The sequence below is a fragment of the Streptomyces amakusaensis genome (genome assembly GCF_039532665.1).
GTDB classification, from domain to species: domain Bacteria; phylum Actinomycetota; class Actinomycetes; order Streptomycetales; family Streptomycetaceae; genus Streptomyces; species Streptomyces amakusaensis.
In genome coordinates, this window is sequence record NZ_BAAASB010000099.1 from 1 (window position 1) to 508 (window position 508).

The window sequence follows — 508 nt, forward strand, 5'->3', positions numbered from 1 at the left end:
GGCTGGGTTCGGTGAAGTCGAACATCGGTCATGCGCAGGCCGCGGCGGGTGTGGCCGGGGTGATCAAGATGGTGATGGCGATGCGTCACGGGGTGCTGCCCCGCACCCTGCACGTGGACGAGCCCTCGCCCCACGTCGACTGGTCCGCCGGAGACGTCTCGCTGCTCACCGAGGTCCGTGAGTGGTCCAGTCCCGGCCGTCCCCGGCGGGCCGGTGTCTCCTCGTTCGGCATGAGCGGCACCAACGCCCATGTGGTGCTGGAGGAGGCCCCCGCCGAGACCGTCCCCGCCGAGACCCCTCCCGGGGACCCGGCCGCCGGGGAAGCGGCCGGCGCACAGCCCGCCGGCGAGGAATCGGCCGGTGAAGCCGTGCTCACCGGGCCCGCTGTGCCGTGGGTGGTGTCGGCGCGTGGTGGGGTGGCGCTGGCGGCGCAGGCGGGTCGTCTCGCGGGGTTCGCGGAGGAGTCGTCGGCGGGTGTCGGTGAGATCGGCTGGTCGCTGGTGGGGTC

1 protein-coding gene is annotated in these 508 nt (G+C 74.0%); it reads left to right on the plus strand.

Going from position 1 to position 508, the window contains the following annotated elements; translation table 11 throughout:
• The coding region (locus ABD371_RS35800) for a ketoacyl-synthetase C-terminal extension domain-containing protein (RefSeq protein WP_344486990.1) at positions 1-508 on the plus strand (508 nt) is incomplete at both ends.